Annotated in this window: 7 protein-coding genes; 4 read left to right on the top strand and 3 right to left on the bottom strand. The window is 70.2% G+C overall.

The genetic code is table 11. The features are described from left to right. Positions 1–196: 196 nt before the first annotated feature. The gene (locus tag ACZ4WH_RS28435; RefSeq protein WP_468185709.1) at positions 197–433 is read right to left on the bottom strand and encodes a hypothetical protein; all 237 of its coding nucleotides are present in this window, start codon (positions 431–433) and stop codon (positions 197–199) included. A 360-nt stretch (positions 434–793) separates the two neighbouring features. Between ACZ4WH_RS28435 and ACZ4WH_RS28430 the strand changes: the two genes are divergently transcribed. Further along, a complete protein-coding gene (locus ACZ4WH_RS28430; protein WP_468185706.1) occupies positions 794–3,151 on the top strand; it encodes an immune inhibitor A domain-containing protein in 2,358 nt (785 codons plus the stop codon). Positions 3,152–3,272: 121 nt separating this feature from the next. Then, positions 3,273–3,593 carry a hypothetical protein gene (locus ACZ4WH_RS28425; RefSeq protein ID WP_468185703.1) on the top strand — a complete coding sequence of 107 codons (321 nt, stop codon included), beginning with the start codon at positions 3,273–3,275 and terminating at the stop codon, positions 3,591–3,593. A 169-nt stretch (positions 3,594–3,762) separates the two neighbouring features. Here the strand turns inward: ACZ4WH_RS28425 and ACZ4WH_RS28420 are convergent, their stop codons facing one another. Both ACZ4WH_RS28420 and ACZ4WH_RS28415 read right to left on the bottom strand, forming a co-directional pair. Further along, the gene (locus tag ACZ4WH_RS28420) at positions 3,763–4,356 is read right to left on the bottom strand and encodes an isochorismatase family protein (protein ID WP_468185700.1); all 594 of its coding nucleotides are present in this window, start codon (positions 4,354–4,356) and stop codon (positions 3,763–3,765) included. Between the two features lie 95 nt (positions 4,357–4,451). Further along, entirely contained in the window at positions 4,452–5,798 is a 1,347-nt protein-coding gene (locus ACZ4WH_RS28415) for a nicotinate phosphoribosyltransferase (protein WP_468185697.1), read from the bottom strand. A 57-nt stretch (positions 5,799–5,855) separates the two neighbouring features. Here ACZ4WH_RS28415 and clpS point away from each other — a divergent pair, with 57 nt between their 5' ends. Both clpS and ACZ4WH_RS28405 read left to right on the top strand, forming a co-directional pair. Beyond that, positions 5,856–6,173 carry an ATP-dependent Clp protease adapter ClpS gene (clpS, locus tag ACZ4WH_RS28410; RefSeq protein WP_188290919.1) on the top strand — a complete coding sequence of 106 codons (318 nt, stop codon included), beginning with the start codon at positions 5,856–5,858 and terminating at the stop codon, positions 6,171–6,173. Positions 6,174–6,183: 10 nt separating this feature from the next. Then, a complete protein-coding gene (locus ACZ4WH_RS28405; RefSeq protein ID WP_468185694.1) occupies positions 6,184–6,789 on the top strand; it encodes a DUF2017 domain-containing protein in 606 nt (201 codons plus the stop codon). The last annotated feature ends 4 nt before the right edge of the window (positions 6,790–6,793 follow it).

Genomic DNA, 6,793 nt, shown 5'->3' with positions numbered 1-6,793 from the left:
GCTCCCCCCGCCACTGTCCCCACCTCCCCCCCCCCCCCCCCCCCCCCCCCCCCCCCCCCCCCCCCCCCCCCCCCCCCCACCCCCCCCCCCCCCCCCCCCCCCCCCCCCCCCCCCCCCCCCCCCCCCCCCCCCCCCCCCCCCCCCCCCCCCCCCCCCCCCCCCCCCCCACGTCTCTGTGGCTCCGCGTCCCTGTGGCTCACAGGGTCGTGGGGACGCGTTCCTCCTCCGCGACGGGCTCGGCGGGCGCCTGCTCCGTGCCCGCCCCGGGTACGGGGACCGTCAGGGCGACCAGCAGGCCCAGCGCGAGGGCCGCGAGGGCGATGACGGCGACCCCGAGGCCCGAACTCGTCTGGGACAGCAGCAGCATGGCGAGCGTCGAGAAGATCACGGTGCAGGAACCGTAGGCGAGCTGTGCGGCGGTCGGACGAGGCATGGCAATCGTGTCCTCGGCAGTCTTCGGAAGATGGGTATGCCACTCTGTTGGCCTGCATGCCCGAGCGGGACGTCCGGTAAGCGTGACCTAACCCACGGTACCGATGCACAGGGGGCGCATGGAGTCACCGTCTCGGCCAAACGGGCGTTCCCCTGCGCCTGTTGGCCGGGTGACACGCGTCCGTAAAGCGAACGCCACCTCCGCATAGTGCACTTGTCCTGCTCAAGTCAAGATCTGTTTTTTCAGCTAAACCTCTAGTCAAATGTCGTCACTTGACTACACGCGTTGATCGTGCGCGCACGGATTCCTCCATGACCCGGAACCCTCTGTCCGTGTGCGCGGCGCGGGGGAGGAACTCAAGTGACCAGCAGATCCTGGACGTTCAGAGCGGCCGCCATCGGCGTGACGCTCGCGGCGGCCTCCGCCACGTTCGCCACTTTCGCCGTCGCGGAGGCGGGCACCCAGGCTCAGGACGCCGCCGCCAACCGGCACGACCCGGCGCCGGTGAAGCAGCGCGCGCACGACCTGGACGGCCCCCTGAGCAAGACCCAGGAGGCCCAGCGTGAGGAGGCACTGAACCAGCTCATAGCCGGCAAGGCCACCGCGAAGGAGCGCAACGGCTCCAAGGTCGTCGAGCTCAAGAGCCGCAAGGGCCGGAGCAAGTACGTCGAGCTGAGCCGCGAGAAGACCGACAAGATCTTCACGATCCTCGTGGAGTTCGGCGACCAGACCGACCCCAAGTACGGCGGTACCCCGGGCCCGCTGCACAACAAGATCGCCGCGCCGGACCGCAAGAAGGACAACTCGACGGCCTGGCAGAAGGACTACGACAAGAAGCACTACCAGGACCTCTACTTCGGCACCGGCAAGAAGACCGAGTCGCTGAAGAAGTACTACGAGAAGCAGTCCTCGGGCCGCTACTCGGTCTCCGGTGAGGTCACCGACTGGGTCAAGGTCCCCTACAACGAGGCCCGTTACGGCAACAACGCCTGCGGCGACACCAACTGCCCGAGCGTGTGGAACGTCGTCAGCGACGGCCTGAACGCCTGGGTCGCCCAGCAGAAGAAGGCCGGCCGCACCGACGCCGACATCAAGAAGGACCTCGCCAAGTACGACCAGTGGGACCGCTACGACTTCGACGGCGACGGCAACTTCAACGAGCCGGACGGCTACGTCGACCACTTCCAGATCGTGCACGCCGGTGAGGACGAGTCCGCCGGCGGCGGCGCCGAGGGCGAGAACGCGATCTGGGCCCACCGCTGGTACGCCTTCGGCACCGACGCCGGCGCCACCGGCCCCCAGAACAACAAGCTCGGCGGGACACAGGTCGGCGACACCGGCATCTGGGTCGGCGACTACACCATCCAGCCGGAGAACGGCGGCCTCGGCGTCTACGCCCACGAGTACGGCCACGACCTCGGCCTGCCGGACGAGTACGACACCGCCGGCGGCGACAACTCCACCGGTTTCTGGACGCTGATGTCCTCCGGCTCGTGGCTGGGCACCGGCAAGCAGTCCATCGGCGACCTGCCGGGCGACATGAACGCCTGGGACAAGCTCCAGCTGGGCTGGCTGAACTACGACACCGCCAAGGCCGGCAAGCAGTCCTCGCACAAGCTGGGCGTCGCCGAGTACAACACCTGGGACAAGCAGGCCCTCGTGGTGACCCTGCCGGACAAGGCGGTCACCACCACCATCACCGAGCCGGCGCAGGGCGCCACCCAGTGGTGGAGCGGCAGCGGCAACAACCTGAAGAACACGCTGACCCGCTCCGTGGACCTGACCGGCAAGTCCTCGGCGAGCCTCACCCTGGACGGCTGGTGGGCCACCGAGGCCGGCTACGACTACGTCTACACCGAGGTCTCGACCGACGGCGGCGCCAACTGGACCGCGCTGGACGGCACGGCCGACGGCCAGGCCCTGCCGAAGGACGCCAGCGGCAAGCCGGCGCTGAGCGGCTTCTCGCAGACGCACAAGAAGCTGGCCTTCTCCCTCGACGCCTACGCGGGCAAGAAGATCGACCTGCGCTTCCGCTACGCCACCGACGGCGGTGTCGCGGAGAACGGCTTCACGGCCGACGAGATCGCCGTGACCGCCGACGGCACCCCGCTGTTCTCGGACAACGCCGAGACGGCGGACGCCGGTTGGACCGCGGACGGCTTCTCCCGCATCGGCGCGTCCTTCACCAAGGACTACAAGCAGTACTACATCGCCGAGAACCGCCAGTACGTGTCGTACGACAAGACGCTCAAGACGGGCCCGTACAACTTCGGCTTCGCGTCGCGTCCGGACTGGGTGGAGCACTACCCGTACCAGAACGGCCTGCTGATCTGGAAGTGGGACACCTCCCAGGCGGACAACAACACCAACAGCGCCAACGGCCACCCGGGCACCGGTCTGATCCTGCCGATCGACTCGCACCCGAAGGCGCTGAAGTGGGCCGACGGCACGCTGCTGCGCAACCGCATCCAGGCCTACGACTCGCCGTTCAGCCTCTACGCCACGGACGGCATCACCCTGCACAAGGCCGACGTCGCGCTGAAGATCAAGGGCTCGAAGGGCGTCCGCGTCTTCAACGACCACACCAGCACCTACTACGACCCGTCGAACCCGACGGGTGGGGTGAAGGTCACTGACACCAACACCAAGATCACGATCGTCAAGGAGGCCAAGGACGGCTCCACGATCCAGCTCAAGGTCGGCCCCGCGGTGAAGTAGTCCGCATCACCGCAGGTCAGAGGCGTATCGGCGGCAACCCCTTGGCGGGTTGCCGCCGGTCGTGTTTAGGTGCGTCCTGTGGACCGCTTATTGACACCGACCGAAACGGGGATGTGACCGCATGGCCGCTGGAGGCTTCTGCAAGCTGCCGAACGGCACGGTGGTGGTGGCGCTGAACCTGCCGTACGGCTCCGCCGGGGTGCGGGTGCTCGTGCACGCCCAGAACCGTGCCCGGGCCCTGACCAGGCTCCGGAACCTGGGCCTGCGGGCGATCTACCTCCGGGGGAACGCCGCGCCTCCGACGCCGGACGAGATCACGGCGGTCCTGCACCATCCCGACGGCCTGATATGGCGCACGGCCCCGGTGGACAACGGTGTCATCGTGAACGAGCTGTGGCAGCCGATCCGGGCGTTGCTCCGCCGGTCGGCGCTGGTGCGGTGAGGGAAGCGGCGGTACGTCGCCGGGTGCGGCTGCTTCGTGGCTGGTCGCGCAGTTCCCCGCGCCCCTGAGGGCGGCAGCGCCCGCCCTTCTTTCCGCCGCAACGGCGATCAGCCACGATGGTGCTCACCGGCGGTGCCGAACCGGCCGCAAGCCCTCCGGGCCAACGTCCCTAGCCGCTCACCACGGGCTTGCCGGTGAGTTCCACGCCCGCTTCCCGTAGCTCCTCCAGGGCCCGCTCGGTGGTCTCTCCCGCCACCCCGGCCGTCAGGTCCAGGAGGACCTGGGTGCGGAAGCCCTCCCGGGCGGCGTCCAGGGCCGTTGCCCGTACGCAGTGGTCCGTGGCGATGCCCACCACGTCCACCTCCGTGATCTCCCGGGCGTGGAGCCAGTCGGCCAGGGGGACGCCGTTCTCGTCGGTGCCCTCGAAGCCGCTGTACGCGGCCGCGTAGGCGCCCTTGTCGAACACGGCGTCCACCGCGCCGGAGGCGACGGCCGGGGCGAAGTTCGGGTGGAAGCCCACTCCCTCCGTGCCCGCGACGCAGTGCGCGGGCCAGGAGCGGACGTAGTCGGGGTTGTCCGCGAAGTGGCCGCCGGGCGCGACGTGGTGGTCGCGGGTGGCCACCACATGCCGGTACCCGGTGCCCGCCGCCTGGCCGATCAGCTCGGTGATGGCGGCGGCCACGTCGGCACCGCCGGCCACCGCGAGGCTGCCCCCCTCGCAGAAGTCGTTCTGCACGTCTACGACGATCAAGGCGCGGCGCATGGTGGGTGTCCTTCGACTGAGAGTGAAGTAACTGAGCCTAGAGAATTCCGGGCTCCTGCGGGAGGGGGCGTCGAGGGGCGGACGGGGGTCCCGCTCTAGCTACCCGGGCGCCCGTGGACGTACTCCGTCGGAATGACGGGTTCCCCCCTGGACAGCTGCGTGGCGGAGAGCGGCAGATTCGCGCGGGCCGCGATGTGGCGGTCCCGGGTCACGTCCAGCGGCTCCCGGGCGACCACCTCGCCGCCCTTGATCAGCTGTACCAGCAGCTGCCGGTCGGCCAGCTCGGCCGGGACCGGCCCGGTGCCGACGACCTCCGCCTCCGCGACCCCCTCCGCGTCCAGCCGGCGGGCCGCCCACTTGCGGCCCCCGATGGACGTCTTCCCGCCGCTGGACTTCTTCGCGACGGCCAGCAGCGGTGCCTTCGGGTCGGCGGACTCGGCGCGGGCGACCAGCTTGTAGACCATGGAGGAGGTCGGGTGCCCGGAGCCGGTCACCAGCTGGGTGCCGACTCCGTACGCGTCCACCGGCGCGGCGGCCAGCGAGGCGATGGCGTACTCGTCCAGGTCGGAGGTCACGATGATCTTCGTGTCGGTCGCGCCCAGCTCGTCCAGCTGCTGCCGCACCCGATGGGCCACCAGCAGCAGGTCGCCGGAGTCGATGCGGACCGCGCCCAGCTCGGGGCCGGCCACCTCCACCGCCGTACGGACGGCCTCGGCGACGTCGTAGGTGTCCACCAGAAGGGTCGTGCCCCGGCCGAGGGTGTCGACCTGGGCCTGGAAGGCGTCCCGCTCGCGGTCGTGGAGCAGGGTGAAGGCGTGGGCGGAGGTGCCGACGGTCGGGATGCCGTAGCGGAAGCCGGCGGCCAGGTCGGAGGTGGTCGCGAAGCCGCCGACGTAGGCGGCGCGGGCGGCGGCCACCGCGGCCAGCTCGTGGGTGCGGCGGGCGCCCATCTCGATCAGCGGGCGCCCGCCGGCGGCGGAGGCCATCCGGGAGGCGGCGGCGGCGATGGCGGAGTCGTGGTTGAGGATGGAGAGGATCACGGTCTCCAGCAGGACGCACTCGGCGAAGCTGCCCTCGACGCGCATGATCGGCGAGCCGGGGAAGTACACCTCGCCCTCGGGGTAGCCCCAGATGTCCCCGCTGAAGCGGTAGTCGGCGAGCCACCGCAGCGTCTCCTCGTCGACGATGTCCCGCTCGCGCAGGAAGCCGAGGACGCCGGAGTCGAAGCGGAAGTTCTCCACCGCGTCCAGGACGCGGCCGGTGCCGGCCACCACGCCGTAGCGGCGGCCGTTCGGCAGCCGCCGGGTGAAGACCTCGAAGACGCTCCGCCGTTCGGCCGTACCGGCCTTCAGGGCGGCGCGCAGCATCGTCAGCTCGTACTGGTCCGTGAAGAGCGCTGTCGAGGGAACGTCCACCGGCAGCCCAAGGTCCGCTGTGTTCATGACGAGGAATCGTACTCCCTTTTCGTCGGTGTGACGATTTGTGGAGGCCGTGGCAGCATGGGCTGTGTGACGTCACCCGCGCCCGTAGAGATCGAACGCACCGAGTCGGCGGAGGAGGTCTTCGCCGTACCCGAGCCCGACGTCCCCTGGGTCACGATCGTCCACAACGACCCGGTCAACCTCATGAGCTACGTGACGTACGTCTTCCAGACGTACTTCGGCTACTCCAAGGACAAGGCCACCAAGCTCATGCTCGACGTCCACCACAAGGGCCGGGCGGTCGTCTCCAGCGGGACCCGCGAGGAGATGGAGCGCGACGTGCAGGCGATGCACGGCTACGGTCTGTGGGCCACCCTCCAGCAGGACCGGAAGTAAACGCACCCAGATGCCCGGACACTTCGAACCGCTCCCCGGCGGCGGCGCGGCCGTCGCTCTCGACGACGTCGAGATCTCCATCATCCGGTCGCTGGCCGTCCAGCTCCTGGAACTCATCGGCCCCGGCCCCGGCGCCGACGCCCCGGACGACCCGCTCGCCGAGCTGTTCGCGGAGGGGCCGAGCGAGCCGCCCGCCGACCCGGTGCTCCGGCGGCTCTTCCCGGACGCCTACAGCGACCCGGAGGAGATCCCCGCCTCGTCCGCCGAGGCCGAGGAGCGGCGGGCGCACTCCGCCGAGTTCCGCCGCTTCACCGAGAACGACCTGCGCGCCGGCAAGCGGGAGAACGCGCTCGGGGTGATCCGCAGCCTGGACGCGCTCGCGCCGGTCGACGAGGGCGGGGCGGTGCTCGAGCTGTCCCCGGAGGAGTCCCGGCAGTGGCTCGGCGCCCTCAACGATCTCCGGCTGGCGATCGGCTCCCGGCTGGAGATCACCGACGAGGACGACACCGACCTGCTCTACCGGCTCCCGGAGGAGGACCCGCGCAAGCCGATGGTCCTGGCCTATCTGTGGCTGGGCGGGCTCCAGGAGACCCTGGTGACGACCCTGATGCCGTAGTTCG

It is taken from the genome of Streptomyces sp. NPDC029138, assembly GCF_055564375.1.
Note: the sequence above shows the minus strand (reverse complement) of the source record. Positions and strands in the feature narration are given on the sequence as shown.

Bases quoted from the DNA above. Each gene is read 5' to 3' on its own strand.
- ACZ4WH_RS28405 (WP_468185694.1), top strand. From the start codon at position 6,184: ATGCCCGGACACTTCGAACCGCTCCCCGGCGGCGGCGCGGCCGTCGCT.
- ACZ4WH_RS28420 (WP_468185700.1), bottom strand. From the start codon at position 4,356: ATGCGCCGCGCCTTGATCGTCGTAGACGTGCAGAACGACTTCTGCGAG.
- clpS (WP_188290919.1), top strand. From the start codon at position 5,856: ATGGGCTGTGTGACGTCACCCGCGCCCGTAGAGATCGAACGCACCGAG.
- ACZ4WH_RS28425 (WP_468185703.1), top strand. From the start codon at position 3,273: ATGGCCGCTGGAGGCTTCTGCAAGCTGCCGAACGGCACGGTGGTGGTG.
- ACZ4WH_RS28435 (WP_468185709.1), bottom strand. From the start codon at position 433: ATGCCTCGTCCGACCGCCGCACAGCTCGCCTACGGTTCCTGCACCGTG.
- ACZ4WH_RS28415 (WP_468185697.1), bottom strand. From the start codon at position 5,798: ATGAACACAGCGGACCTTGGGCTGCCGGTGGACGTTCCCTCGACAGCG.